Annotated in this window: 21 protein-coding genes and 1 pseudogene; 12 read left to right on the top strand and 10 right to left on the bottom strand. The window is 62.9% G+C overall.

The window, feature by feature from the left end:
* Positions 1-49 precede the first annotated feature (49 nt).
* Positions 50-265 (bottom strand): heavy-metal-associated domain-containing protein, encoded by a 216-nt coding sequence (locus HPY64_02020; protein NPV65903.1) that lies wholly within the window; start codon positions 263-265, stop codon positions 50-52.
* Between the two features lie 141 nt (positions 266-406).
* Positions 407-1,165 carry a Crp/Fnr family transcriptional regulator gene (locus HPY64_02015; GenBank protein NPV65902.1) on the bottom strand — a complete coding sequence of 253 codons (759 nt, stop codon included), beginning with the start codon at positions 1,163-1,165 and terminating at the stop codon, positions 407-409.
* Between the two features lie 278 nt (positions 1,166-1,443).
* Here HPY64_02015 and HPY64_02010 point away from each other — a divergent pair, with 278 nt between their 5' ends.
* Positions 1,444-3,279 carry an APC family permease gene (locus HPY64_02010; GenBank protein ID NPV65901.1) on the top strand — a complete coding sequence of 612 codons (1,836 nt, stop codon included), beginning with the start codon at positions 1,444-1,446 and terminating at the stop codon, positions 3,277-3,279.
* Positions 3,280-3,300: 21 nt separating this feature from the next.
* On the opposite strand, the gene HPY64_02005 is transcribed toward HPY64_02010, so the two are convergent.
* The 8 genes from HPY64_02005 to HPY64_01970 form a co-directional block, all read right to left on the bottom strand.
* Entirely contained in the window at positions 3,301-3,909 is a 609-nt protein-coding gene (locus HPY64_02005) for a cytochrome c (GenBank protein ID NPV65900.1), read from the bottom strand.
* 25 nt (positions 3,910-3,934) lie between these two features.
* The gene (locus tag HPY64_02000) at positions 3,935-4,423 is read right to left on the bottom strand and encodes a FixH family protein (GenBank protein ID NPV65899.1); all 489 of its coding nucleotides are present in this window, start codon (positions 4,421-4,423) and stop codon (positions 3,935-3,937) included.
* Positions 4,420-5,271: an ABC transporter permease subunit gene (locus tag HPY64_01995; protein NPV65898.1), complete on the bottom strand. Its 852-nt coding sequence runs from the start codon at positions 5,269-5,271 to the stop codon at positions 4,420-4,422. Before HPY64_01995 ends, HPY64_02000 begins: the two co-directional genes overlap by 4 nt.
* Positions 5,268-7,634, bottom strand: coding sequence for a nitrous oxide reductase family maturation protein NosD (nosD, locus tag HPY64_01990; protein NPV65897.1), 2,367 nt, complete (start codon positions 7,632-7,634; stop codon positions 5,268-5,270). Before nosD ends, HPY64_01995 begins: the two co-directional genes overlap by 4 nt.
* Position 7,635: 1 nt before the next feature.
* Positions 7,636-8,325, bottom strand: coding sequence for a cytochrome C (locus HPY64_01985; GenBank protein ID NPV65896.1), 690 nt, complete (start codon positions 8,323-8,325; stop codon positions 7,636-7,638).
* An 80-nt stretch (positions 8,326-8,405) separates the two neighbouring features.
* Entirely contained in the window at positions 8,406-10,394 is a 1,989-nt protein-coding gene (gene nosZ / locus HPY64_01980; GenBank protein NPV65895.1) for a Sec-dependent nitrous-oxide reductase, read from the bottom strand.
* A gap of 189 nt (positions 10,395-10,583) precedes the next feature.
* Positions 10,584-11,291: a Crp/Fnr family transcriptional regulator gene (locus tag HPY64_01975; GenBank protein ID NPV65894.1), complete on the bottom strand. Its 708-nt coding sequence runs from the start codon at positions 11,289-11,291 to the stop codon at positions 10,584-10,586.
* A 95-nt stretch (positions 11,292-11,386) separates the two neighbouring features.
* Complete coding sequence (locus tag HPY64_01970; GenBank protein ID NPV65893.1) at positions 11,387-12,070, bottom strand: Crp/Fnr family transcriptional regulator; 684 nt, start codon at positions 12,068-12,070, stop codon at positions 11,387-11,389.
* Positions 12,071-12,607: 537 nt separating this feature from the next.
* On the opposite strand from HPY64_01970, the gene HPY64_01965 reads away from it, so the two are divergent.
* The 11 genes and pseudogenes from HPY64_01965 to HPY64_01915 all read left to right on the top strand — a co-directional run bounded on the left by HPY64_01965 (position 12,608) and on the right by HPY64_01915 (position 26,522).
* On the top strand, positions 12,608-13,576 hold the full coding sequence (locus HPY64_01965; GenBank protein NPV65892.1) for a shikimate dehydrogenase: 969 nt from the start codon (positions 12,608-12,610) through the stop codon (positions 13,574-13,576).
* 405 nt (positions 13,577-13,981) lie between these two features.
* Entirely contained in the window at positions 13,982-14,659 is a 678-nt protein-coding gene (locus HPY64_01960; protein ID NPV65891.1) for a response regulator transcription factor, read from the top strand.
* 410 nt (positions 14,660-15,069) lie between these two features.
* Entirely contained in the window at positions 15,070-15,912 is an 843-nt protein-coding gene (locus HPY64_01955) for a glycosyltransferase family 2 protein (GenBank protein ID NPV65890.1), read from the top strand.
* Between the two features lie 12 nt (positions 15,913-15,924).
* Entirely contained in the window at positions 15,925-16,932 is a 1,008-nt protein-coding gene (locus HPY64_01950; GenBank protein NPV65889.1) for a glycosyltransferase family 2 protein, read from the top strand.
* 28 nt (positions 16,933-16,960) lie between these two features.
* Positions 16,961-18,133, top strand: coding sequence for a glycosyltransferase family 4 protein (locus HPY64_01945; GenBank protein ID NPV65888.1), 1,173 nt, complete (start codon positions 16,961-16,963; stop codon positions 18,131-18,133).
* 201 nt (positions 18,134-18,334) lie between these two features.
* A complete protein-coding gene (locus HPY64_01940) occupies positions 18,335-19,693 on the top strand; it encodes a hypothetical protein (protein NPV65887.1) in 1,359 nt (452 codons plus the stop codon).
* A gap of 46 nt (positions 19,694-19,739) precedes the next feature.
* Positions 19,740-20,948, top strand: a complete 1,209-nt coding sequence (locus HPY64_01935) for a hypothetical protein (protein ID NPV65886.1) — start codon at positions 19,740-19,742, stop codon at positions 20,946-20,948.
* Positions 20,945-22,531, top strand: coding sequence for a flippase (locus HPY64_01930; GenBank protein NPV65885.1), 1,587 nt, complete (start codon positions 20,945-20,947; stop codon positions 22,529-22,531). The genes HPY64_01935 and HPY64_01930 overlap by 4 nt, the downstream gene beginning before the upstream one ends.
* A gap of 10 nt (positions 22,532-22,541) precedes the next feature.
* Positions 22,542-23,624 carry an aminoglycoside phosphotransferase family protein gene (locus HPY64_01925; GenBank protein NPV65884.1) on the top strand — a complete coding sequence of 361 codons (1,083 nt, stop codon included), beginning with the start codon at positions 22,542-22,544 and terminating at the stop codon, positions 23,622-23,624.
* Positions 23,615-24,793 carry a hypothetical protein gene (locus HPY64_01920; protein NPV65883.1) on the top strand — a complete coding sequence of 393 codons (1,179 nt, stop codon included), beginning with the start codon at positions 23,615-23,617 and terminating at the stop codon, positions 24,791-24,793. The genes HPY64_01925 and HPY64_01920 overlap by 10 nt, the downstream gene beginning before the upstream one ends.
* Before the next feature lie 1,310 nt (positions 24,794-26,103).
* Positions 26,104-26,522, top strand: a pseudogene (locus HPY64_01915) (type VI secretion system tip protein VgrG).

The raw sequence follows: 26,522 nt of genomic DNA, 5'->3' as shown, positions 1-26,522 counted from the left end.
CAGGCTGGCGTACCCGGTGGGGGCAATCGCGATCGTCGATCGTCCCGCCTCAGAAGGGCGCGACGCACGCCTCGTAGCCAGCCGCCCGGACGGCTTTCACCAGATCGTCGGTCTTGACCGTGCCAGCATCGTGATCAACTTCGATCCGGCCGGTGTTGAAGAACACCCTGGCCTCGGTGACGCCATCCAGCGCCTTGAGGGCCTTTTCGATCTTGGTCACGCAGGATGGACAGGAGAGTTCCTGACTGCGGAGAATGGTTTTCATCGTTAACCTCCAGCTTCACTTCCAACGGTTATGATGCCAGCATAGCGCTTTCCGCTGGCAAGTCACATGATCCAGCGCAATTAACTGCGCCAATGGTGGCCATTGGCATGCAATTTCCAGAAACCGAGTGAGATCGGGGTGTTAACGGGGAGTGTTACCCTCGGCGATAGCCCGCAGGCCGTCGACATTGGCCAGGGCCACCCACTGCCGCCCGCTGCGGATCAGCCCGGCCTTCTTGAACTGGCTCAGAGTCCGGCTGGCAGTCTCGATGGTAGTACCGGCCATCGCTGCCAGGTCTTCGCGGGAGAGCGGCGTCTGGATCAGCAGACCTACGTCCGCTGGTTCGCCAAGCTTGTCGCCGAGCTTGAGCAGGGTATAGGCGATACGCTGCTCGGCGGAATGGGCGCTGAGCTGGCGCATCATCTCATGGGCGGCGCGCAGCCGCTCAGCCATGATGTCGACCACCGCCAGGGCAATGGGCGGGTACATGGTCATGATCTGGCGGAAGCCTTCGGCTTCGATGCTCAGTGTGCAGGTCAGCGTCTGGGCCTGGGCCGTGTCGGGATAGACATCGCCGCCAAGGGCGGAGAGATTGCCGAAGAACTCGCCGGGGGCCAGGATGTCTAGCAGGACGGTCTGGCCGCTGAGCGTATGGCGCAACAGCTTGACCTTGCCGGAGGCGACGACGTACAGCCGTTTGACCGCATCCCCGGCGTAAAAGATGGTCTCTCCGGCCTCGTAGCCGCGCTCGCGAAAGCGGGCGTTGATGCTGCCAATATCGTCCATCGACAACCCGGCGAAGAAAGGCAGCTCTTTGAGGATTTGCAGGCGCAAATCCATCGAGCACATCTGGGGCGTGATTGATTCCGGCTCAACCGGCGTCCGGCGATAAGGAGGCATGCATCACCCTCATAACAAGCGGGCCGCGGGGTCGGCGGCGGTTCTGGCGGTACAGGCGATCGTACTGCGCCGGGTTGAGGCGTGCAACGTCCCTGGGCCAGCGACCATTCAACGCCTGACCACTTATACAGGATGTGATCAGAGTAGAGCCCGGCCACACATTGTGAATGCGTAGATATGGCAATATCCAAGTACATCGGGCCGTAAGGCTCGGTTGGCGGTTCCTCAGGGCAGGCGCTATAACAGCGACTGTAACGTGGATATGAGGAGTTGCAGCCGTGCACTACATTCGGGATTTTCTGATCGGGCCACCGCTACCGACACAGCAACTGGGTGGCGAGCGACTGAACAAGGTCCGGGCGCTGGCTGCTTTTTCGCCTGATGCACTCTCGTCCATCGCCTACGCCAACCAGGAAATTTACCTGGGATTGGTTGTGGCTGGTGCAGCAGGCCTGGCTTATATGCTGCCAATCGGGCTGGCCATCACAGCTCTGCTGGCTATCGTGGCTTTGTCGTACTCGCAGGCGTTACAGGCGTATCCCGGCGGCGGCGGATCGTACACGGTTGCCCGCGAAAACCTGGGATCATGGGTTGGATTGGTTGCCGCTGCAGCGCTGCTGATCGACTATGTTCTGACGGCGGCCGTCAGCCTGACGGCGGGGGTGGCGGCAATTGCCTCGGCCTTCCCGATGCTATGGCCGTATCGAACGGGTCTGGCGCTGCTGTTCCTGACGCTGATCACGTTGGCCAACCTCCGCGGCCTGCGTGAATCTGGGACGTTGATGGCCATCCCGGTGTATACGTTCCTGTTCTTCTATCTGGGGATGCTGGCTGTGGGGCTGATCAGGGCTGCTGTCAGCGGCCCCGGCGCATTCGAGCTGACGGCTCCGCCTGCCCAGGAGCCGGTGACGACCTTTCTTGTGCTGCACGCCCTGGCTTCCGGTTGTACCGCGCTGACCGGCATTGAGGCGATCGGGAACGGCGTCCCGGCTTTTAAACCGCCGGAGATCAGGAACGCCAATACCACGCTGATTATGATGACGGTCCTGATGGGCGTGCTCTTTCTGGGGAGCATTGGCCTGACTCAGTATTTCGGAGTGGTGGCCAGCCCGGATGAGACGATTCTATCTGCTCTGGTCCGGCAGGCGCTGGGTCGTAATATCCTGTATGTATTGGTTCAGATGTCCACGCTGGCGATCCTGGTGGTAGCAGCCAATACCAGCTTTGCCGGATTTCCCCGCCTGGCTTCCATCCTGGCTAAAGATGGCTACCTGCCGCGTCAGCTCGCCCTGCTGGGCGACCGCCTGGTCTTTTCCAACGGCATGCTGGTGCTGGCTGGTTTTAGCGGCTTGTTGATCATCGTGTTCGGGGGGGATTCCCACGCGCTGATCCCGTTGTTTGCGGTGGGGGTCTTTCTGGCGTTCACGCTATCCCAGGCTGGGATGGTCGTCCACTGGGTGCAGACGCGCGGTCCGGGCTGGGGAGTGAAGGCCCTGATCAACGGTTTAGGAGCCACGGCTACGTCGGTCACGCTGGTGGTGGTCGGTATCAGCAAGTTTGTCGATGGCGCGTGGATGGTCATGGCGATGCTGCCGTTGATTATCTGGGGGTTCAATACTATCAACGCCCACTATCGCGAGGTCGCCCGTGAATTAACACTGCGTGACGCAACGCCGGATATCTTATCACTGCGGACGCCGCGTGTTGTGCTGCCGATCTCCGGCGTACACCGGGGGGTGATCGAGGCACTGCGCTACGCCCGCTCGATCTCCAACCGGGTCACGGCCGTCTACGTGGAGATCAACCCTGGCGATGGCGAGCGAATCCGGCGGGAATGGGATCGGTGGGGGCAGGATGTTACACTGGTTATAGTGCCCAGCCCCTATCGTTCGGTGGTTGGCCCGCTCCTGGAGTACCTGGATCGCGTGGATCGCGAAAGTGATGATGGCCAGCTGGCAACTATTCTGTTGCCAGAGTTTGTTCCAGCCCACTGGTGGCAGCATTTGCTGCATAACCAGACGGCCTGGCTGCTCAAGCTGGCGCTGCTATACCGGCGGCGGCGATTTGGCAAAGTGCGGGCGATTATTGATCTTCCTTTGTATCTGCGCGAATAACAGATTTTGACCGGTTTTCGTTCACGGTGTGGATTGCAGGCTGCGCAGGTAGGCGATGATGTTCAGGATATCCTCGTTACTGAGGGCGGGGTTGCCACCGCGTGGCGGCATGTCAACGCCTGTTGTATTGGCCGGGTCCCAGATTGGACGGCCCATGATGATGAACTGCTGTAGCTCGCGGTCACTCTGGCTGCGCACGAACTCACTGTCGACCAGATCTTTGCCCAGGTTGGGCAGGCCGCGTGCGTCCGGGCCATGACAGGCCGTGCACAGCGAGGCGTAAGCCGCCTCCCCGGCGGCCACGGCCTCAGGTGCGTAAGCCGGGAGATCGGCCGCAACCACTGGGGTGATAATCGCTGGCGGGAGGATTGGCGTGGCAGTTGGCAGATCGATGGTAGGCGTGGCGATTGCCTCCATGAAGGCGACAGCCGTGATCGGCGGCGGGGCAGCTGGGGCGCTGGAGGTACTCTGGAGGGCGATAAAGATCACAATCGCGATCAGCGGCAGGGTCATCAGACCCAGAAAAGTCAGGACCCCTGCCGGCAGGAGCAGGCATCCCCACTGGCTGTCCGGGTTAGCGACCTGCTTCAGCCAGCCCCACCACATATTTGTTGTCTCTTTACCAGTCATTGCTAATCCTCTATTCCCCTGATTTCTAGTGGCCTGTGCTGTGTTTCTCCGCTGGCGCCTCAACGGGCTGGTCGTCCCCGTTTGAAGCCTGACCGCTGGATTCGTGCAGGATGCTATCGTGCGAGACGGCCTCAACAAACAGTTCAAAGCGTCGGGTGACCGACCCCCGATTATTGGGCAAGGCGACGGTCACATCCAGAATCCAGCCGCCGCCCATCGTCCAGGTGAACGGCACCCGGTACACGCCGGCAGTGCTTTCGGCAGTCTGGCCATCAACTGACTCCATACCTGCGTGATCCATGTCCCCGTGGGCGCGAACTATCGCACCATCAATCGGCGTGCCGGAAGCATCGGTGACAGTGATGATCAGCGTCGCTTCTCCGGCTGCCGGAGGGGAAGGCTCAACCACCAGTTCGATTGCCAGATCATTAACCGGCTGGACTTCTGCTGCCACCTGGCCGCATCCGGCTGCCACCAGCAGCATCAGTGCCAGCAGGAACCACCTGCTTTTCATGTTCTGTGCTCCTTTTGTCTGTTGCCCTGGCGCACAAACAGGATAAGCGCGCCAGCTAACGGCAACACCATCCAGATCAGTAATCCTCCCACAAGCAGCGGCAGCAGGGCGCTGCCGAAGCGATCGGTGGCGTATAGACCCGCCGGGCCGAGCACCTCCAGGTTGGCCTGGATGGTCAGGATGGCGGCTGTCTTGAAGAGTTGCAGTGGGTTGAGCGAGGCCAGCAGCAGTACCTGCTCGATCGGCAGCTGGGTGATGATGGCCGCACCCATGATCCCTAGATCGCCCATGAAGACAAGCACAAGCCACAGAAACAACGCTGCGCCCAGCGCCCCCGAAGTCCGGCGAGCCACAATGGAGAGCAGTAGCCCCAAACTGAGCATCGCCAGGCCCAGCAGCCAGGCGATCAATACCGTCACGATGTAGCCGGCTGGATCGCCCCCCTGTCCGCGCAGCGCCAGGAAGACTCCAGCCAGTCCAAAGCCCAGACCCAGCGAGGCCAGCAGCGCCGCCGCCAGCCCGACATACTTGCCCAGCAACACCTCTGGACGGGTAACCGGCTGGGTGAGCAGGTAGTCTAGCGCGCCGGTCTCCCGCTCCCCAGCCAGGTTGGCCGCGCCCAGGGTCAGGCCGATCAGGGGCACGAAGAGCAACACCAGGTTGACCAGGCTGGCTGCCGTGCGTCCGTAGCCAGCCAGATTGGCCAGCCCGCCGCCGGGGTGTGACAGCGCGGAAAGGGCCAGCGCCAGCCCGCCAAACGCCAGCGTGTACAGCACGAACCAGCGGTTGCGCAGCGCGTCACGCAGCTCTTTGCGGGCGATGGTTTGAACGTTGCTCAGGTCGATCATACGAAGTCCTCTGGGAGGGTCAGGCCCTCCCCATCCACCAGATCGAAATCTTCTACCGGGATTTGCGCGGCTTCTAGCAGGCGCAAAGGCTGCATCCGGCTGCCCGCGCCTACCCCCACATACAGGGCCTGACCGTTGGGTGCTACAGCGAATCCCTGTGTTCCCAACAACCGGGCGGCCTGTTCGTGCCGGTCAGGCGGCAGGTATACGCGCAGCCAACGCGCTGCACCCGGCAGCCCGGCCAGCTCGTCTGGGCGGCAGTCGCGGATGAGCCGCCCACGCTCCAGTACGATCGCCCGCTCTGCCAGGGTCGCCACTTCTTCCAGCCGGTGGGAGGAGAACACGATCGTCTTACCGGCACGGTTCAGTTCACGAACAAGCTGCAGGAAGGATTGGCGGGATTGTGCGTCCAGGTTGGCTGTCGGCTCGTCCAGCAGCAGGATAGGCGGGTCGGCGAGCAGGGCGGCAGCCAGCGCCAGCCGCCGCTTCATGCCGCCGGAGAGCGCGCTGACCGTTTTATCGGCGTGATCGGCCAGGTCAACCTGTTCCAGCACTGTTGCGATGCGCGCCGCGGGCGCTTTCTTCAGCCGGGCGTAAAAAGCCAGTACCTCCCGCGCCGTCAGGTCGTAGAAAGCGGCTTCCTGTGGCACATAGCCGATCGCGCTGCGTACAGCCCGGCCCTGGCGTTGCGGGTCCAGGCCGTTGACTGTGACCTGGCCCGTGAAGGGGATCACGCCCATCAGACAGCGCAGGGCAGTGGTCTTGCCTGCGCCATTGGCGCCCCACAGGGCCACAGCTTCGCCCGCGCTGATGCTGAAAGTCACGTCCTCCAGCGCCGCAACGGCGCCGTAATACTTGCTGAGATCGTGTACGGTGATCATCGGCGTGTCTTTCGTTGTGCTCACTGCTGATAGCCTCTCTGTGCTGACCGGCGTCATGGCCGCCCTGACCGGGGCCGGGCGACCGGGCGCGAATCCCAGGGCGACAGCGCCGATCCCGATGGCAGCCAGAAGGCCAGCGCCCAGCAGGAATGGCAGGTTAGCCGTGTCGGAGTCATCCCGGAGACTGGCTGGCAGGTTGTAGCGGATCAGCGGTGCCTCGTCGATCAGACGCGGTTCTGGGCGCAGGGATGGAAAAGCCGAGGCTGCAAAGTCGATCGCCCCCGCCGCCGGGCTGAAGGTGAACAGACGCAGAACCGGGTAAGCATCCGCCAGACTCTCGAAGAGCTTTTCGGCGCGGTAGGGCCGGTCGCCGATGCCATCACCTTCGGCGTCATAACCGCTGTAGTCGCTCCAGTAGTTGCCCTGACCGTCCTGGTGCCAGATGTTGCCTTGCAGAGTGCCGCGTCCATGCACGCCGGTCTGTTGCAGGTTCTCCAGGAAGCTGTTGTTCTGGAAGATGTTGCGGGCGACGGCGGGCAGGGCGCTGACCCCCAGGTCGTTGAAAGCGAAGACATTGCCGGTGAAGGTATTGTAGCGGTCGACCGAGAACGGTGAGTTATCCAGGTATAGTCCGGTGCGATTGCCGATGACCAGGTTATCGGTCATCTCAACATCGTCCATATCTTTGAGCGCGACACCGTAGCCGCTTGGCCCCCGACTGTAGGCAATGGTGTTATGGCGCAGAATGAGACCATCCGAATACATCAGGTAGGAGCCAACCGAGTTGTGGGTGAACGTGTTATCTTCGACCCGCGCGTGACTGGAGTACATGAAATGCAGCCCGTAGCGATTGCCGGAGAACGTGTTACCGGTGATGAAGATGTCCTGCGCATACCAGATCAACGTGTCACGGGAGTTGGTTACGGTATTGCTCTCCAGCGTGACATGGTTGCTGTACCACACCCGGATGCCATCACCGCGTAGAGACGGCTCCAGGGCCAGGCCGCGCACGACATTGTTGCGGGCGACGCCGTTGTTCGCGTTGGCAAAGTAGATGCCGAACAGCACGTTCTCCAGCGTGTTATCCGCGATGGTGACCCGCGGGGCCTGGGCAACGATGGCAGTGTCTTCGTGGCTGAGTGTGCGGCCAGTGTTACGTAGCGTGAATCCCTGAAGGGAAACATCCGGTGCAGCGATGATGACCAGGCTGCCTTGCCCACCGCCATCGATCACCGGATTATCCACGCCCTGTAGCGTGACACCGGGTACAGTGATCTCCAGCGGAGCCGGGTGTATGCCCCCGCGTACCTCGACGATGTCGCCCGGCGCGGCGGCGGCTAGCGCAGCGGCGATGGAGAGGTATGGGCCACCCGGCGCAACAATCAGACGCTGTCCGCTACCAGCGCGGGCAGGTAACACCGCGACCAGCAGGAGAAGACTCAGCGCCAGCCATCTGGCGTACACAATCCGCCGCCTGAGCATTCTAGGCCGCTCCTCTTCCAGGGTGTCCCCGGCGGGCCTGGACCAGGGTAGTGACCAGCCCGGCCAGGATCAGTAGCGATCCTGCTGTCGCCAGGAACCAACCTGTATCCAGCGCAGCAATCGTGCGGAACTGCCCGACCAGCCCTTCACCGAGGATAGGTGGTGTGAATGGCTGAATGGCGCTGGAAAACGGCGCGTAGGGGTCCAGGTTCTGGCCAAAGTTGTTGAGCCAGTAGGCCATATCCGCCAGGAACACGATCGGGAAAAGTAGCGGCGGCACCACCAGTAACCAGCCCCAGCGCCGCCGCCAGAAGGCGGCCACCACCAGCAGCCCCGCGAGCAGGAGTAGAGCCGGGACAGCAATCGAGCGCTCGAACTGCGCAGCCTCCGCCAGCGGGCGCATCCCGATGTAATGGTTGAGATTGTCGATCTCGCGGACTTCATCCAGCACAGGATCATCGTCGCCGGTCATGCGGTTGACGAAGACCCGTACGTACAGGCCTCCGGGATACTGCGGGGCGAGCAGGGTCATATTCCAGTAGGGCAGGGCGATTGAGGCTAGCAGCAGGCCCGCCGCTAGGACATAAGTCAGCGAGGGCAGGCGGGCTGCCAGCTGTCGTGCTCGCGATTCGCCGCTGGCCGGACGCTCGACGGTGCGATTCGCCATGCTTTCGATGTAGTTAGCCGCCATCGAACCTTTCCTTTGATGATTCTGCGGACGGTGGCGGGGGAGGCTTATCTGGCATCCCCCGCCGTTTGTGATGAGCTTGCCTACTGGGGCTGGACGAGCATATAGCCGGCCATCTCCAGATGCAGCGCGGAGCAGAACTCGGTGCAGTAGTAGCTAAAGACACCCGGCTGTGTCGCTTCGAACTCGAACGTGACTGTCTCCCCCGGCTCCAGGCTCAGGTTGATGCCGTAGTAAGGGATGGCGAAGCCGTGTGTGGCGTCGCGAGCGCGTTCCAGGCTGGTGATCGTCCAGGTCACATGATCGCCCGCCTGGATTTCGACATGCTCCGGGTTGAAGTGGCTGCGGACGGCGGTCATCCGCACGGTGACATGGTTGCCGTCGCGGGTGATGCCCTCCGTACCGGGTGCCACGGCGTTCGGATCGACACTCTGGGTGATCGGGTCCCAGCCCACTTCCGGGTAGACCTCCCAGGCGTTGAGTCGGTCGGCGCGGATGATCTGGGAGTAATGTGGTTCGGCTGCTGTGATCGGCATGTCGTAGAGCAGTTGCATCTGGCTGCCGGGCTGGCTGATATCGATGAGCTGGAAGTTTTGCGGCAAGAGCGGCCCCAGGTTATTGAAGCGGTCAACTGACCACTTGTTCAGCGCCACCAGATAGCGGCCATCTGGGGCGATTGTGTCGCCGCCAGCGACGACTAGATGGCCGATGTTGTACTGGACGGGGATAGTGCCCTGCAGGGTCCAGCCGTCTTGAGGCCGGTAGCCCTCTGCGCCCATGCTCCAGCGGGCGACAGCGGTATCTAGGAACAGGCTGGTATAGGCATACCCCTGATCATCAAACTGGGTATGCAACGGGCCAAGCCCGACCTCAACCTGGGCTTCCAGCACATCTTCCAGAGCCAGAATCGGGACGCCGTAGGCGTCGGTCTCCGCTGGCCCGGCGGCGATAGCGGCCTGGATGCGCGCCCAGCTATAGATGGAAACATGGGGGTCCAGTTTGCCGGAGATGACGATGAAGTCGCCCTGTGGCGCGACATCCACCCCGTGTGGACTGCGCGGCTCTGGCGTGAAGTACAGCAGGTTGTTCTGCACGGCAACATCCAGGGGGATGACCTGCATGCCGTTGATCTCGACCGTCTGGCCGGATTGGAAGACCTGCTCGGCGGCCTTGAGGTTGATGATGTGCAGAAAGTCGGTTGTGCCGCGGCTGGCCCCGGCCTCAAACGGAGGGTTGCCCTTTTCAATGCCGCCGGTGGCCAGTTCTGTGTTGAACGAGTTGCAGAAGATCCAACCTTCAGAGACCAGCTTGCCGGCGTCGCACAGGTCCTGCCAGTACGGTGGGAGTTCCAGCGCGAAGGAACGACTCGGGTCGATGCGGCCAGTCTGCCGGTCAAAAGCCCAGAAGGTTACCAGGCCGCGGTAGGCGGATTCGTAGTCGCTGATTGGCGCGTAGGCGCCGCCAAGCGGCATGGCGTATTGCCCGCCTTCAATCACGTACTCGGTGTTGGGCGTGACGAACGCGCCGCCATGGTCGTTGAGGAACAGGGGGTTCTTGACGATCTGCTTGGTTTCAAAGTCGCGCAGGTCAATTACAGCGATGCGTCCGTTGGCCTTGTCGTTGATGAACAGCCATTGGCCGTCATACAGACCGCCGGTTTCGCTGAGGGCGGGGTGATGCGAATCGCCCCACAGGGCTTGCTGATCACCAATGTTGCCACCGGCGAGGACTTCTTCCATCGCCCCGTAGCCGTAGCCCTGCCAGGGTTCCGGGGTGAACACAGCGATGGTGCGCAGCAGGCGCATGGAAGGCACGCCGATCACCAGTACTTGCCCGCTTTGGCCACCGGAGGCAAAAAGGATGAACTCGTCCAGCATACCGCTGGGAGTGTAGGTCATGGCAGCGGCGCGCAGGTCTTCTTCGGTCAGACCGCGTTGCTGGGCGATGGTCTGCCAGTCCGGACCCTGGGCGGTGGCCCCAGAGCCGGGCCGGAGCGTGCTGGTGAAGAAGGCAGTGACGATGACGGCGATGACCGTCAGGGCGAGGCTGAAGCGGGATACATGCGTCTTCATAGGCTTCTCTCCTGCGTGATGTCTGGACAGCGCACAATGATGGCGCTGATCGGGCGTGGCTGGTGCGGACTGCCCACTCGAAAGGCACCAAGACGGTATGTTTAGTATGTAAGCAAGCTGACGCCCGTGATGTGACTCAAGTCACAAATCATGGCCTGTCGGGGGAGAATGTAGGAGGATGGCGGGGAGTCACCTGACTTCCCGCTCGGCGATTGCGGCCAGGGCAGCAGGGTTCAGGATGAGGATTTCGGTGCGCGTCTGGCGCAGCAGCCCGGCCTGCTCAAAGTCGCGGATGGCGCGGTAGATGACTTCACGGGCGGTGCCGACCATCGCGGCAAGCTCCTGCTGGCTAAGCACGCGCTCGATACGCAGGCCCTCGGCGGTGACCTCGCCTTCTGCGTGGGCGCGCGCCAGCAGTACGCGGGCCAGACGGGCGGAGACGTCGCGGAAGGCCAGATCGTGAACCAGGGCAGCCAGCTGCCGCAACTGATTGGAGATCATTTCCAGCAGCGTGATCATCAGATCGGGGTGGGTTTCAAACAGGCAGCGCAGCGCTTCCGGCGGCACATAGATCGCCGTCGCCGGGGTGACGGCCTCTGCGCTGCACGGACAGGGCGAGTCGTCCGGCAGAGAGGTTGCGCCAAAGCACTCGCCGGGGATAAGCAAGGCCAGGATCTGTACCCGTTCCCGCGACTGGCGGTAAAGCTTGACCCGGCCTTCCTGCAGGGCGAACAACCCGCTTGGCGGGTCGCCCTGCCGGTAGAAGACTTCACCTTTGTGACGGCTGACGATGATGGCCTGCTGCGCCAGATGCTCCAGCGTGTCGGGCGAAAGCCTGGCCAGCGCCGGTACGTCCGCCAGTGTGCGCGTTGAGATGGTCACGGATTTGCTCGGCATGGCAGGTTATTTTCAGCAGGATAATCGGTGTTGCGTCCGGCAGTCTGTAACCTAAGTCACAAGGCTGCCTCGGCGGAAGACGCGCCCCCAGCTGGTTATTCCTTTTCGGCCAGGCATACGCCTTCGAGTCTTTCGGGCTTGAGCAGGGCGATCTGGCCTGGTTCGAGGTGGACGATTCCCTCGTTCTCCAGCCGCGCCAGGTGGCGGGTCACCACTTCGCGGACGGTCCCGGCCAGGTTGGCCAGTCGCTCATGGGTCAGGCGGATCAGCGGCGGCGTGGTGTCCCATTCGGCGTACATCAGCAGGCAGTCGTTGATCCGAGTAGTGATGCTCCAGGCGCCGAGTCCTTCGCTCAGACGTGCCAGATTGGCATAGTGGCGGCTATAGAGCTGGAGCAGGGCCGCCACCAGGCGCGGCTCATATTGAATGATGTGCTGAAAGGCGTGGCGTGGCAGGATGAGCAGGACAACCTCATCGACCGCTTGTGCATTGGCGGGGTTGGTTTCCTGGTTGAACAGCGGACAGGTGCCAAAGCATTTGCCGGCGCTGGCCAGGCAAAGGGCCTGAGTGCGTCCCTGCAGTGACTGTTTGATGATCCGCACACGCCCCCTGGCAATGAACCAGATGCCGGTGGCCGGCTCACCCTCCAGGAAGATGATCTCCCCCGGAGCATAGGTGCGGCGGATCATCATCTTCGCCAGTTCGGCCAGGCGTTCTGGCGCGATGCCGCTGAGCGCAGTGATGCCCTTAAGCTCTTCTTCAATGGAAGGGGTATTCACGGCGGCGCTATCCTCATGGCCCGGCCAGTTTGAAAAGCCTGTACAGCGGCTCTGTCCTGTCAGTTGATACGAAAGACGATCGCTCTCATCCGAATTGTAACATATACGCCAGCGATTGGGAGTCGGTGTGGCTTCGGTTACAGCGGCCCGGCTGACACCCACAACCATGCTGTGGCGCCGTTCGACCGACCGCTGATCGTCCTGGCCGGAGCCGGGCTGTGGAGCCTGGTCTTCCCCGCCGCGATGACCCTGATTGCTATCCAGTTCCGGCGGTCAGGACAGGCCTAATGTTACTGTACAGTCATGCTGCCTGACGGTTGACACGGCGGTTCTCCCCGGTAACAATTCAGGGCAACCGGGTGTCCGGCGCTTTCCGGGTTGGCAACGCCCTGCGGACGCTGCCGCCTGGCCTGGCTGGACGTGCGCTTATCCTCCCCGTTTTCATCTCCGCAATGCGCCTGTCTGACTCACGCCATCCGGCAACTGCGGTGACGCCCGGACGCGCTGTGGCGGAAGTGACAAGGAGAGATCAGGACGATGGCAGAAACCCGAACCGTTTCCGGATACACGATCGTGACCAAGACTACCCCTACGTTCTATTTCATCGGCGTGACTACCGGGAAGTCGTCGATCATGAAGGTCTTCCCCTTATGGATGCGGGAACTGGGGCGGCCTGAGATCGTGATTGAAGGGGTCGATCTGAAGATTCACGACGAACCGCAGGCTTACCGCCAGGCCGTCGCGCAGATCAAATACGATCCGCTCTCGCTGGGGGCACTGGTTACCACCCACAAGATCGACCTTTTCCAGGCGGCTCGCGATATGTTCGACTACGCCGATCCTTACGCCCAGATCTGCGGCGAGGTCTCCTGTATCTCTAAGCGCAACGGCCAGCTGGAAGGCCACGCCAAAGACCCGATCACCGCCGGCTTGAGTCTGGACGCCATTATCGGCAAGGGCTACTTCGGTCGAACGGGCGGACACGTCCTGTGTTTTGGGGCGGGGGGATCGGCAGTAGCTACTCTGCTGCACCTGATCAACAAACCTGACGCGGCAGATCGGCCCCGACGTTTTGTCGTGGTCAATCGCTCGCAGGGGCGGTTGGACAGCATGAAAGCGATGGTCGAGCAGCTTAAGACCGACATCGAGGTGGAGTACATCTGCAACCAGGACCCGGTCAGGAATGACGCGATCATGGCGGCCATGCCGCCTTACAGCATTGTGATCAATGCCACCGGGATGGGCAAGGATATCCCCGGTTCGCCTATTACTGACGCCGGCTTGTTCCCGCTCAACGGCATCGCCTGGGAATTCAACTACCGGGGCGAGCTGGATTTTATGCATCAGGCGCTGGCCCAGGTGGAGTCACGTAACATTCGTGTGGAAGATGGCTGGCTGTACTTCCTGCACGGCTGGACGCAGGTGGTGGCTCAGGTGCTGCACATTGATCTGGACGAGGCGCTCTTCCAGCGGCTGGCGGCTGTCGCGGAGAGTGCCCGGAGGTGATGGGGTACTGCTGAAGCGCATGCCCGGATGACACAGGGCGCCGGTGATTGTTGCAGGTGGGGGGGCGATTGGCCCGCGAATCTGGGTGCTGCCTTATCAGTAGCACTGTGCGGTTGCGGCTCTATGAAGAACGGCGGGAGGAAGACAGGATGCCTCCCGCCGGTTTGTTGTCTGGATAGCTTGGACAGAAAATCTTGTACCAGTCGAGGCTTGACTTCCTGTTACTAGTAATTTAGACTGATCTAACCAAATTTTAACATTGCGTTGGTATTGCTGTCATTGCCTGTACGGTCCGAGACAAAAGGAGTTGACCAGACATCCGGCGATCTGTTGCCTGGCCCAGACCGTAGCCGACAATGCCGCCCTCCCAACAGATAACGCTGCTACAGCAGGAGGAGCCGGTCAATGAGTGTGTTGCTGATCAGTGATAATCCGGAATTCGGGGGAATCTGGACTTATGCGTTGCGCCAGAGGGGACTTGAAGCGGCGCATGCCAGGACAGGACAGGAAGCAGGCAAACGCCTGCAGGAAGATTCATACGCGCTGGTCATTATCGACATTTATGCCCAGGAGCAGGACAGCATCGCGCTCTGCCAGCAGGTACGCCCGCAGACTACCAGCCCGCTGCTGCTGTTGACATCAAGAGGGGATGAGGGGTACGTGCTGGCGGCTTACGAAGCGGGAGTGGACGAATGCATCGTCAAGCCGCTCAGCCCGTCGCTATTCCTGGCCAAGATCGCGGTATGGTTGCGGCACTCCCGGACGGGTGCCGGGAGCCAGGAAACAAAAGGGCCGCTGGCCTTTCGGCTGGACCCGGTGCGGCGGCAGGTCATTCGCGCCGATGGTACCTTGGTCAGGCTAACCTACCTGGAATGCCGGGTGTTGCAGCTATTGCTGACTCATACCAATCAGGTGCTCGATTCCGGGTACATCATCGATGTGGTGTGGGGCTACCGGGGGGATGTAGACGGCGCACTGTTGAAGAATGTGGTGTACCGCCTGCGTAACAAGATTGAGCCAGATCCACACCGTCCCACCTATATTCAGACAGTTCCGGGGGAAGGATACCTGTTCAGCGGTTGAACCGCTGTGACAGGTGGCAGCAGTACGGCGGAATCCGGGCCATGGCAGAAGTGCAGGCCCTGACCGGACTAGCGGGCTGTGCAGGCACGCTTCCGGTCGGGGCTTTGTTTTGCTCCTGCGCCGGGCGGGAAAAACGCAGCAGAGGCAGGCCAGCGCCATAATTGAGATAAAAATGGTCTTTTGAGATTTTTTGTGACCGGTTTTGAGACTGGCTGGCGACCGGGATGTGGTTAAATCCTTTTATGAGGCTTTGCCTTGATTTAACATTTTAATCGCTAGTAATCCGGATTACGGTCTTGTGCATAACATTGAGTGGTGGCAGGATGCCAGCCGGTCATGTTCCGTTCAAGGTCCGTGACTCACCAGGCCGGAGCAAGACCTGAGCAGGATTGATCTCTAAGGTGGTTTTTATGGAACTCTCAATTGCCTCTTCAATGTTCGCCAGCAACTGGACTCGCCGCCAGACCGCGGCGGGAACGCCGCCCTACGCGACCCCTGAACGGGCCGGGGGAATCAAGGTCAGTGTGATCATCCCGGCGATGAACGAAGCCGAGAACCTGCCGTATGTCCTGCCGCGCATCCCGCAGTGGGTGCACGAGGTCATCCTGGTTGACGGGCACTCCAAAGACAACACGATTGAGGTTGCCCGCCAGTTGCATCCGGGCATCCGCATCCTGATGCAGGAAGGGCGCGGCAAGGGCGCTGCTCTGCGCACCGGCTTCGCTGCCGCGACCGGCGACATCATCGTGATGCTCGACGCGGATGGCTCCACCGATCCGGGCGAAATTCCGTCCTACATTGGCCCGCTACTGGCCGGGGCGGATTTTGTCAAGGGGTCGCGCTTCCTGCAGGGCGGTGGCACCGCCGACATGGAACTGTATCGGCGGCTGGGCAACCTGGCCTTTGTCCTGATGGTTCGCGTGCTGTGTGGCGGCAACTACTCTGATCTGTGCTATGGCTATAACGCCTTCTGGGCGCATGTCGTCCCGGTGCTTGATCTGGATGCCGATGGCTTCGAGATCGAGACACTGATGAACGTGCGCGCCCTGCTGCGCGGCCTGCGGGTAGCAGAAGTGCCCAGCTTCGAAGCGCGGCGCATCCACGGCCAGAGCAACCTCAAAACGATCCCGGTGGGCATCCGCGTCCTCAAGACGATCCTGCGGGAACGCTTCCTGACCCGCCGTCCGCCGACGGTTGTCGAGGAGCCGGTCGGCGCGGTGGCGGCGAGTCAGTACCTGGATGCCGGGCGCTAACGGGTGGCAGTTATGGCTCAGGCGGTTGCTGACATCAGTGTGGTCATCTGCGCTTACACGGAAGCACGCTGGCAGGAGCTGGTTGCCGCTGTGGATTCAGTGCAGCGGCAATCACTTCCGCCGCGGGAGATCGTTGTGGTCATCGATCACAATCCGGCGTTGCTGGCGCGCTCCCGTGAGCAGTTTGGCCCTCAAAGCGTTGTGGTCGTGGAAAACCGACAGGCCCAGGGGCTATCCGGCGCACGCAACAGCGGCATCGCCGCGGCGCGGGGCGAGGTCATTGCCTTTGTGGATGAAGACGCCGTAGCTGCACCTGACTGGCTGGAGCGTCTCAGCGCGGCTTATGCCGATCCGGCGGTGCTGGGAGTAGGCGGGCTGATCGAACCGCTATGGCTCGCTGGCCGCCCGGCCTGGTTGCCGGAGGAATTCCAATGGGTGGTCGGGTGCAGCTATCGCGGTTTGCCGGAGGCAACCGCGCCGGTGCGCAACCTGATTGGCTGCAACATGTCCTTCCGGCGCGAGGTCTTTGAGGTCGTAGGCGGCTTCCGGGACGGAATTGGACGCATTGGCACACGCCCGCTGGGCTGCGAGGAAACCGAGCTGTGCATCCGCGTCCGGCAGCGCTGGACGGAAGGTGTATTGCTCTATGAACCAGGCGCGCGCGTCCTGCACCGTGTCCCGGCCAACCGGGGGCGGGTAGCATACTTCACGTCGCGCTGCTATGCCGAAGGGCTATCCAAGGCACTGGTGGCGCGTTTTGTGGGCAGCCGGGACGGGCTGGCCAGCGAACGCTCCTACACCTTTAAGACGCTGCCGCATGGCGTGCGGCGTGGCTTGGGGGAGGCTCTGTTGCGCGGTGAACGGGCAGGACTTGCCCGCGCAGCCATGATCATCGCCGGGCTGGCCTGGACCACGGCTGGTTATGTGGTGGGCAGGGTGCAGTTGTGGCGTTTCAAGCCCGACCACGCCGGGAAGGCGTTGGCTGGCAGGGAACAGGTTTACTTGGAGACGGCGCCGTAATCCAAATAGAAGGTTTGTAGAAATTCTTATGACAACTGATACCCCCCTGCGTGTGCTGCAGGTGACCGCCCGCTATCTTCCGCTGGTGGGTGGTACTGAGATGCACACCTACCAGGTAGCCAGCCGGCTGGCTACCAGTGGGATAGATGTTACCGTACTCACCACTGACCGCGGAGGCCAGTTACTACCTGTTGAGGAAATAGCGGGCGTGTCGGTGCGGCGGGTGCGGGCCTGGCCGTCGGGGCGCGATTACTATTTCGCGCCGGACCTGATCCCCGTGATCACGGAGGAGCGCTGGGATGTGGTGCATTGCCAGGGCTACCATACCCTGGTTGCGCCGCTGGCCATGCTGGCGGCCCTGCGCGCCCGGATACCGTATGTGCTCACCTTCCACAGCGGCGGGCATTCCTCCCGGCTGCGCCAGGCGTTGCGCGGCGCCCAGATCGGCCTGTTACGCCCGTTGCTGGTCCGTGCCAGCCGCCTGATCGCTGTCTCGGAGTTTGAGCGCCGCCACTTCAGTGCGCTGCTGCGGCTGCCCGCCGGCCGAATCGTTGTGATCCCGAACGGCTCTGACCTGCCACGCCTCCCCCGGCAACCGGCTGCCGTGCCCGCCAGGCTGATCGTCTCGGTAGGACGCCTGGAGCGCTACAAAGGCCACCAGCGCGTGATCGCCGCTCTGCCCGGTGTGCTGGCCCACCAGCCGGAAGCCCGGCTGCAGATTGTCGGCAGCGGGCCATACGAGCCAGAACTGCGGCGGCTGGCGGCTAAGCTTGGCGTGGCGGAACGCGTGGAGATCGGGGCGATCTCCGGCGCGGATCGCGAGGCGATGGCCCGCCTGCTGGCCAGCGCCGGCGTGGTGGCCCTGCTGAGCGACTACGAATCTCAAGGTCTTGGTGCAACCGAGGCGCTGTCGCTGGGCTGCCCGCTGCTGGTGAATGATGCTTCGGCGCTGAGCGATCTGACCCGCTACCCACTGGTGCGGGCCGTCCCGCCGGACGCCGGGCCGGAGGCGGTGGCCAGGGCGTTACTGGAGCTGCTGGCGCTGGAGCGCGAGGCGAACGCAGGCGGAATCGTCCTGCCGACGTGGGAAGCGTGCACGGCTGATTTGCTGGCGCTGTACCAGTCGATCGTCAGGCCTGGCGGCGGGGATGTGCCGCGCCGGACGCCGCTCCTTCAGGAGGCGCCCGATGTCGCCCGTTGATCGGTGGTCACGCCGGGAATTCCTGCGCTGCGCTGGCGTGCTGGCACTCGCCATGAGTAGCGGCTTGATCGCTGGCGCAATGCCGGAACGACCCCGGTTTGTCGCCTGGGGGCAGGAAGATGTGACCCTTGGATGGCTTGCATGGCCCTTTGCCGATTTGCCCGGCCACAGAGGGGAACGGCCGGGTGAAAGAGGTGGATGATGACCGTTCGTGAAGTCGCTGCTGCGGCCACGCCAAACGAAGGACGGCTGATCTGGAACGCCAATGATCAGGCGCTGGCGGCACGCCTGGATAGCCTGGCCCTCAACGTGTGCCACATGCCATATGGCGCGCGGGGCGATGGCCTGGCCGATGATCGCCCGGCCATCCAGGCGGCCATTGATGCGTGCAGCACGGCTGGCGGCGGTCATGTCTTCCTGCCAGCGGGCGTCTACCGCGTCGATGGCCCGTTGCTGCTCCGCGATGGGGCCAACCTGCTGGGTGCGGGGATGAACGTGACAACGATCCGGCTGGGCGATGGCAGCCGTGGTCCCGTCCTGACCGACGCGGCGGCGGGTCGGGCCGGAGCCTACGCCTTCGGGCGGGTGCATCTGGCCGACTTCGCCATCGATGGCAACCGGGAGCATTGCCCGGAGGGCGGGGAGGGGCTGTTCACCACCGCCTACTACAGCACCTTCGAGCGCCTGTACATCCACGATTGCCGGGGGCACGGGCTGCGCATCGGGTTTTCCGGTATGGCCAACCGGGCCAGCCAGGACAGTGTGACCGGCTGCCGGATCAGCGATTGCGATGGGGCGGGGGTGCTACTGGACATCAACGGCACCGATCATGTCCTGGCGCAATGTTACATCCATGATTGTGAGTATGGCGTGGAAATCCATAACGGCGGAGTGCGGGTGGTCAACAACGATCTGTACGGCAACCGCCGGGCGGCCATCCTGATCACGCAGACGGCCTACAGCGTGATTGTGGCGGCCAACGATCTGAACGCCAACCGCCAGCACGGGATCGTCGTCACTCGCACCACACAGGCCGACTCCGGCCCATGGGGGCAACTCCTGATCTCCGGCAATGCGATCCTGGGCGATCAGCTGGAACAGGACAACGCCTTCGACGGCATTTTTGTGGAAAGCGATGTTCCGGCGGGCATCAGCAAGCTGACGGTGGTGGGCAACAAGGTCTTTACGCTGGGCGGGCCGATCCGCTTCCGTTATGGCGTACACCTGGCGCGGCATGTAACCAAGACCAGGTGTAGCGCCAACCACATTCATAACGTCGCCGCAGCGATGTACGCCGTCGGCCCGACGTGCTCCGCCGTGGAGATCGACAGTCTGGGCGGCGGTGCGCTGGAAGTGCCGCCGCTGCCGGAAAGCAGCGTGGCGCTGGTTAACCCGTTCCACGCTCCGGTGACGGTTTATCTCAGCGGCGGGGTGGTGAGCGACGTCGCCATCGCCGGACGATCCACCGGCCTGCCGGGCGGCAGTTTTCGCCTGGCGGCGGGGCAGACAATCAGCGTGGCTTACACCGTACCGCCGTCATGGACCTGGATTGCCGATTGATGGGCCTGAGCGCAGGCCCAGAGGCATGATGAATAAGACGCAATCTTTGACCGAATCGTGGTTTGCCGCTCTGGAAAGCGCAGGGGTGCGCTGGTGCGTGCTGTACCAGGGCGAGCTACCCGGTGCGGCAGGCGAGGAGCTGGACGTGCTGGTGGGATCAGCCGACAGAGAGCTGGCTGAATGCTCCCTGGCAGCGCTGGATTTCCTGCCCCTCTCCAGCCAGCACCAGGCCACCCGGCGTGAGTGGCTGGCCTACGCTGCCCCGGCGGGCTGCTGGGTGCGCGTTAATGTGTTAACCCGCCTGGCGTACGGGATGCGCCTGATTTTTCCCGCGGAAACCAGCGCGGGCATCCTGGAGCGCCGTTTGCGCCAGGGAACGGCATACAGCCCTGATCCAGACGATGCCTTCTGGGTGTTGCTGCTGCGCTGCCTGCTGATCTCCGGCGGAATCGGGCCAGCAGAACGCGCTCACCTGTTGACCCTGAGCCTGACGGCTCGCCCTGATGGCCCGCTGGCCGCCATCCTGCCGGGCGACTGGCCGGTGGAACGCCTGATTGCCGCCGCGCGTGCGGGCGACTGGGATAGCCTGTTACAGTTCGCCACGCATTGGCTCGCCCGGCGGACACTTGGCTGGGGCGGCGCACTGAACCGTGTGTTGCGCCGGTTGCCGGGCCGGAGTCATCCGCCGGGGTTGAACGTGGCCCTGCTGGGGTCGGATGGCGCGGGCAAGTCGACCGTTGTAGAGGCCGTGCAGCGCAGTTTCTACTTCCCCGTACGCACGCTGTACATGGGTCTGAGCGAGGAGCGCGTGCCGCTGGTGGCGCGTTTGCAGCCGCGGGCGCTGCGTGGACTTGTCTTTCTGCTTGTTCTGTGGGCGAACTATCTGGCCGCGCTGGTTCACCGGGCGCGCGGGCGGCTGGTGATCTTCGACCGCTATACCTATGATGCCCTGCTGCCACCGCGCCAGAGGCTCTCGCCGCTGATGGCGGCCTCGCGCTGGCTGCGCGCCCACCTGCTCCCGCCACCCGATCTGGTGCTGGTGCTGGATGTCCCCGGCGCGGTGATGTACGCCCGCAAGGGCGAGCACGATCCCGCTCATCTGGAGGCCGAGCGACAGGACTACCTGGCGCTCCAGCGGCGGATCGCCAACGCCGAGATCGTCGATGGCACACGATTGCCGGGTGCGGTCGGCGCGGATGTGGTAGCCCGTATCTGGCGGCGGCAGGTGCTGGCCTGGAAGGAAGGGCGCTCATGAGTACAGCCGCCCAATCCTTGCCTGTCGTGGCGGCGCAGGCGGCGCCCGCAGAAGCGCATAGCGCTACCGCCCACCACATCCGCGGATCGAGCTTGCTGCTGGTGGGCAAGCTCCTGGCTCAGGTGATGGAGTTCGGGGCGCAGGTGTTGTTGGTGCGCGCCCTGAGCAAGGCCGACTTTGGCGCCTTCAGCTATGCGCTGTCCTTCGCCCTGCTGTGCAAAGGGATCGCGATGTTCGGCCTGCCGGATACCCTCTCGCGCTTCATCCCGCTATACCGCGAGCATCGCCAGCATGATCGGCTGCTCGGCGCCCTGGTTCTGGCCTTTGCCACCGTGATCGGACTGGGATTGGTCATAGCCACCGGTCTCAACGTGGGGATCAACGTCTTTGACCTCAAGCCCACTGACGACCCGGCGGCGCTGAGCTTGCTGGCGATCATGGCCTTCCTGATTCCGATTGAGGCCCTGGACGGGCTGTTGACCAATCTGTTCGCGGCTTTTGCCAGCCCACGGGTGATCTTCTTCCGCCAGTCGGTGCTGGGGCCGGGGTTGCGGCTGGCGCTGGTGGTGGCTCTGACCGCTCTGCAGGCTGACGTGCTGTTCCTGACGATCGGGTACCTGCTGATCAGTCTCGTTGGTATGGCGCTGTACGGGGTGATGTTCGCCCGCACCCTGCGCGGGCAGGGCTGGCTGGCCGGGCTGCAGCTGCGCGCCCTGCGCTACCCGGTCCGCGAAATCTATGGCTTCGCCGTCCCGCTGCTGGCTTCGGTGCTGGTCTGGCTGGTGATCGAGTCTTCAGACGCGCTGCTGCTGGGTTACTTCCACAATACGGAGGCGGTGGCCAGCTTCCGCGCCGTGTTGCCGATGGCCCGCCTGAACCAGGGCGTGATCCTGACCTTTGCCCTGCTATACACGCCGCTGGCGGCGCGCCTGTACGCCCGGCGCGACCATGGCGCCCTGGCCGATCTGTACTGGCAGACGGCGCTGTGGATGACCGTGCTTTCGCTGCCGATTTTCCTGTTGACCTTCTGCTTTGCCGGGACGATGACGGTGCAGGTGTACGGCCCGCGCTACGCCGATTCAGTGCCGATCATGGCGCTGCTCTCGCTGGGCTATTTCTTCCACACGGTGCTGGGCTTTAACGGGTTGACGCTTAAGGTATACGGGCGGCTGCGCTTCACGGTGGCTGTGGATGTAGCCGCTACCGTGGTCAACGTGATCGTCAACCTGGCGTTGATCCCTCCCTATGGCGTTCTGGGGGCGGCGGTCGGCTCAGCCTCGACACTAATTGTGCATAATCTGCTCAAGCAGTATGGCCTGTGGCGCTACACCGGCATCTCTCTATTCCGCCGCCAGTACGCGGTCGTCTATGGCACGGCTGCCCTGGTGGCGCTGGCGCTGCTGGGCCTGCAGATCGCCCTCCTGCCTGAAAGCCTGCCGCTGGCGGTGCTGCTGGGGGCGGCGGGCAGCCTGGTTGTGCTGGCCGTGAGCTGGCGGGCGCTGGCCGTTGAGCAGATGTTCCCGGAACTGGGCCGCTGGCCGCTGGTGCGTAGCGCCCGGCGTGTGTTCACCCGTGTGGGTTGAGGAGGCAGGCATGGGCGTCAATGCATCAGCGCTGGGCCTGCAATGGATGCCGCGGCTGGGCAAATCCTGGCGGCGCTGGATCAACCGCCATGCGCTGCGCCGGGTCGTGGGGATGGCCCCGGCTATCCTGCGGGCGCTCCCGCCGCTGCCGGGGTTGCCCGGGCCGGAGACCTGGCGGGTGGGGCGGGTCGACTGGACGCTGACCGACGTGATCGTGCTGGCGGTCGGGCCGGAGGGTAGTGCACCGGCGGCCATCATCAAACTGCCGTGCAGCGCCACCGGGACGGAAAGCCTGCGCTGCCAAGCAGCGATCCTGAGCATGCTGCGTGCCGATGAGCGCCTGACTGCCTGGCTGGCTCTGACTCCGGAGCCGCTGGCGAGCGGCCAGCTTGACGGCCAGCCCTATTTTGTCGAGCGTGCCCTGCCCGGCATCGAAGCGCGCCTGTTGCTGCATGACCGAGCCGCCGACGAGCGCCTGCATCGCGCCGCCCTCCGGACCATTACCCAGCTACATCGGCGCACGGCAGCTGAGGTTCGGGTCGATGCGGAAGCACTTGAGCGCTGGGTCGAGCGGCCAATGGGCGCGTTGTTGCGGGTGGTGGTCAACCGGCCGCGCGCCCGTCTGCATGAGGGGGCGCTGGAGCGTGTGAGGGAGGAATTGCACGCTTTCCTGACCGGCCAGACGCTGACGGTAAGCTGGATTCACGGCGATTTCTGGGCCAGCAACCTGCTGGTCAGGGCCGATGGCAGCGCAATCAACGGCATTGTGGACTGGGATCGCGCCGCACCGCAGGAATTGCCAGCGTTCGACATCCTGCACCTGCTCCTCCAGCGGCGTAAGCTGCTGGCCGGGCAGCGGGAGATGGGGCCGACCGTTAGCGGTCTGCTGCGCGGCGAAGGCTGGACGCCAATGGAGCGGGTGCTGCTGACCGAGTCGGTCGTTGCCCCGGCTGTTGAGACTGAATCCGGGCACGCCCTGTTGCTGCTGTACTGGTTGCATTATCTGGCACTGTATCTGGCTCAGAATCCGGCCCGTGCCTGGGATGAGGGCTGGGTTTCCAAAAACCTTGAGGTGGTACTGCAATGTCTGTAGCCAAGCTCGCTCCCCAAACGCTCGCTATGCCGGCCACCGGCAACGGCCACCATCGGGTGGTCGATCATGTCCTGCATGGCCTGGTCTCCATCCGCCTGATTGATCCGCCGGAATCGGCGTTGCGAGCGATTCGCCGCGTGCTGGGGCCGTCAACGGGTAGCGCCGCCGCCGGGCCAGACATCACCGTGACCTTCGTCGATCAGCTCCCGCCAGTCGGGACGCTGCGCACCATTGGCCTGAATGACGCTGCCTTCGATGACGCCCACTTCTACCGCCTGGATGAATTCGGCCACCGCACGCAGATCGATTTTGGGGCGCTGGGTGAGTCAGGCGAAGTCCTGTGCGAGCGCGGCGTCAGTGTGATCCCGCTGCTGGTGCCCATTCTGGGCCTGCGACTGCTGGCGAAGGGCTACGTGCTGCTTCATTCAGGCGCGTTTGTCTATGAGGGCATCGGGGTGCTGGTCACCGGCTGGGAGAAAGGCGGTAAGACGGAAACACTGCTGCCATTCATGGCCGCCGGGGCGCATTATCTCTCCGATGAATGGACGATTGTTTCGCCGGAAGATGGCCTGTTATACGGGCTTTCCGGTATGACGCAGGTCTGGAGCTGGCACCTGCGCCAGCTGCCGGCGTTCTGGGCGCGCATCCCGCGGGCGGATCGTAATCGCATCCGGGCCATGCGGCTCTACCAGCGCCTGTACCGGGCGCTGCCAGAGTCCGTGCGCGGGGGCGGGATCGCCGCCGGCTGGCTGCACCGACTGAGCCTGGAGGGCGGCTATCCGCTGCTGGGCCAATCGCGGGTCGCGCCGGAACTGATCTTCCGCGACCACCTCTGGCAGGGATCGGCGCCGCTCGACCGGCTGTTCCTGGCAACGGTGGCCCCTGGCCCGACGGCCGTCCTGCCGGTGGAAGCGGCGGAGATCGCCCGGCGCATGGCGGCATCGCTGACCTACGAACGCCGCGCGCTGTGGATCGCCTATCAGCAATCGCTTTACGCTTTCCCGGAACGACGCAACATGTTACTGGAGTCGGCCTCGCTGCGTGAGCGTGAGCTGCTGCTACGCCTGTTCAGGGGCCGGACGGCGCATGAGATTCGCCATCCTTATCCGGCGGATCTGGCTGAGATTTATCGGTTGGTACGGCCTTATGTGGTGGAGGATAGTCGATGAACACTCTTAATGATGTTTTACAGTTTTGGTTGCGGCGGCGCCTGCCCAGGCGCAGCATACTTCTTGTTATCAACCTGGTACTTATCCTGGCTTTTGGGCTGGTGGGCAGTGCCTTCGCCGGGATAGCTATCGATGTTGGCTACCGCGATCACGCTTACTACGCCAGCGGCGTCACCCATCCTACCGGTGAAAAACCCCAGAGCAAACTGTGGTTCAATGACGGTCTGTGGTGGGGTGTGTTGTTTCATCGTACCAGCCAGGAATACCGTATCTACCGTTACGATGTGTCCACGCACACCTGGGCGGATACCGGCGTCCTGGTGGACGAGCGCAACAACTCCCATGCTGACGCCCTGTGGGATGGGACGCGCCTGTACATCGCCACTGCCGGGCCGGGCAATTCCACCAGCGCCGATAGCGCCCGTATCTTGCGCTACAGCTACAACAGCGCCAGCAAGACCTACGTGCTTGATTCCGGCTTCCCGGTCACCATCACCAGTGCCGGGATGGAAGCGATCGTGCTGGATAAGGACAGCACCGGCAAGCTATGGGTGGCGTATACGCAAAATGCCAGAGTCTATGTCAACCGCACGGTGGGGAATGACCTGACCTGGGGGACGCCGTTCATCCCGCCGGTCAACGGCACGACGGTTGGCAGCGACGATATCGCCGCTGTGATCGCTTACGATTCCAAGATCGGGGTGATGTGGAGCAACCAGGTTAGCGATGCGATCTTCTTCGCTGTACATCGTGACGGCGATCCTGACAACGTGTGGCAGGCCAGCCGGACAGCGATCCAGGGACCGAAGACAGCCGACGATCATCTGAATGTCAAACAGCTGGCTGCCGATTCCAGTGGGCGCGTGTTCGCGGTGGTCAAGACTTCCCTCAGCGACCTGCCGAACCCGAACCCGAATGCGCCGTTGATCTTCCTGTTGGTACTGGATAACGCTGACAACTGGAACAACTATGTATTTGGCCGGGTCGGCGATGATCACACCCGCCCCATCGTGGTCATTGACGAGCAGAACCGGCAGTTATACATCTTTGCTGCCGTGCAGACCGGCGGTGGGACGATCAATTCTGGCAAAGCGTTGACGGCCATTTATTACAAGCAAACCAGCCTGGACAACATCTCTTTCCCTCAGGGGAAGGGGACGCCATTCATCGAGGATGACACGTATAACCATCTCTACGATCCGACCTCGACCAAACAAACAGTGAATGCGACAACCGGTTTGCTGGTTCTGGCGGCAGATCTAAACGCCGACTACTACGTTCACAATTATATACCGCTGACAGGCGGCAGTCCCACAGCTACGCCCACCAGTACCGCCACTGCACCGCCCACGAATACGCCAACGAGCACGCCGACGAACACGCCAACGTTGACGCCGAGTAACACGCCAACCAACACACCAACCAACACGGCAACGCCAACGAACACACCGACGAATACACCCACGGCGACACCGACAAATACGCCGACGTTGACGCCGAGCAACACGCCAACCAACACACCAACCAACACGGCAACGCCGACCGACACCCCGACGAATACACCCACGGCGACGCCGACGAACACGCCAACGTTGACGCCGAGCAACACGCCAACGAACACACCAACCAACACAGCAACGCCGACGAACACACCGACGAATACACCCACGGCGACGCCGACGAACACGCCAACGTTGACGCCGAGCAACACGCCAACGAACACACCAAC

This window comes from Anaerolineae bacterium, from assembly GCA_013178165.1.
Taxonomy (GTDB): Bacteria; Chloroflexota; Anaerolineae; order Aggregatilineales; family Ch27; genus Ch27.
Note: the sequence above shows the minus strand (reverse complement) of the source record. Positions and strands in the feature narration are given on the sequence as shown.

Excerpts from the sequence above, each read along its gene's own strand:
- HPY64_02020 (NPV65903.1), bottom strand. The coding sequence starts at position 265 with ATGAAAACCATTCTCCGCAGTCAGGAACTCTCCTGTCCATCCTGCGTG.
- HPY64_02015 (NPV65902.1), bottom strand. The coding sequence starts at position 1,165 with ATGCCTCCTTATCGCCGGACGCCGGTTGAGCCGGAATCAATCACGCCC.
- HPY64_02005 (NPV65900.1), bottom strand. The coding sequence starts at position 3,909 with ATGACTGGTAAAGAGACAACAAATATGTGGTGGGGCTGGCTGAAGCAG.
- HPY64_02000 (NPV65899.1), bottom strand. The coding sequence starts at position 4,423 with ATGAAAAGCAGGTGGTTCCTGCTGGCACTGATGCTGCTGGTGGCAGCC.
- HPY64_01995 (NPV65898.1), bottom strand. The coding sequence starts at position 5,271 with ATGATCGACCTGAGCAACGTTCAAACCATCGCCCGCAAAGAGCTGCGT.
- nosD (NPV65897.1), bottom strand. The coding sequence starts at position 7,634 with ATGCTCAGGCGGCGGATTGTGTACGCCAGATGGCTGGCGCTGAGTCTT.
- HPY64_01985 (NPV65896.1), bottom strand. The coding sequence starts at position 8,325 with ATGGCGGCTAACTACATCGAAAGCATGGCGAATCGCACCGTCGAGCGT.
- nosZ (NPV65895.1), bottom strand. The coding sequence starts at position 10,394 with ATGAAGACGCATGTATCCCGCTTCAGCCTCGCCCTGACGGTCATCGCC.
- HPY64_01975 (NPV65894.1), bottom strand. The coding sequence starts at position 11,291 with ATGCCGAGCAAATCCGTGACCATCTCAACGCGCACACTGGCGGACGTA.
- HPY64_01965 (NPV65892.1), top strand. The coding sequence starts at position 12,608 with ATGGCAGAAACCCGAACCGTTTCCGGATACACGATCGTGACCAAGACT.
- HPY64_01960 (NPV65891.1), top strand. The coding sequence starts at position 13,982 with ATGAGTGTGTTGCTGATCAGTGATAATCCGGAATTCGGGGGAATCTGG.
- HPY64_01955 (NPV65890.1), top strand. The coding sequence starts at position 15,070 with ATGGAACTCTCAATTGCCTCTTCAATGTTCGCCAGCAACTGGACTCGC.
- HPY64_01950 (NPV65889.1), top strand. The coding sequence starts at position 15,925 with ATGGCTCAGGCGGTTGCTGACATCAGTGTGGTCATCTGCGCTTACACG.
- HPY64_01945 (NPV65888.1), top strand. The coding sequence starts at position 16,961 with ATGACAACTGATACCCCCCTGCGTGTGCTGCAGGTGACCGCCCGCTAT.
- HPY64_01940 (NPV65887.1), top strand. The coding sequence starts at position 18,335 with ATGACCGTTCGTGAAGTCGCTGCTGCGGCCACGCCAAACGAAGGACGG.
- HPY64_01930 (NPV65885.1), top strand. The coding sequence starts at position 20,945 with ATGAGTACAGCCGCCCAATCCTTGCCTGTCGTGGCGGCGCAGGCGGCG.
- HPY64_01925 (NPV65884.1), top strand. The coding sequence starts at position 22,542 with ATGGGCGTCAATGCATCAGCGCTGGGCCTGCAATGGATGCCGCGGCTG.
- HPY64_01920 (NPV65883.1), top strand. The coding sequence starts at position 23,615 with ATGTCTGTAGCCAAGCTCGCTCCCCAAACGCTCGCTATGCCGGCCACC.